Genomic DNA, 238 nt, shown 5'->3' with positions numbered 1-238 from the left:
AGGAGGCGGTCGAGGCCGATAATGCGTTAGAGGTGGGCGAAGAGCATCTCTACCTACTTTCTCGCGTAGCTGGAGGCGACATAGGCATCTGTCGTCGCGATATCCCGTGCTTTTTGTCGGGCGTCTTCATGCCTGGATCGGGCGATCTTCCGGGTCACCAGTTTCGGCGTGCATCGGGGATTCAGCGGACACGCCGCGCAATCCTGTAACCGGGCTTAGTAATACTATAATCCAACCT

Annotated in this window: 1 pseudogene; it reads right to left on the bottom strand. The window is 56.7% G+C overall.

Features of this window, described 5'->3' with window-relative positions:
* Positions 1 to 56: 56 nt before the first annotated feature.
* A pseudogene (locus AB2B41_RS24030) lies at positions 57 to 200 on the bottom strand (IS5/IS1182 family transposase); the annotation flags it as partial.
* Positions 201 to 238 lie beyond the last annotated feature (38 nt).

This window comes from Sulfitobacter sediminis (genome assembly GCF_040811725.1).
GTDB classification, from domain to species: Bacteria; Pseudomonadota; Alphaproteobacteria; order Rhodobacterales; family Rhodobacteraceae; genus Sulfitobacter; species Sulfitobacter sediminis.
Note: the sequence above shows the minus strand (reverse complement) of the source record. Positions and strands in the feature narration are given on the sequence as shown.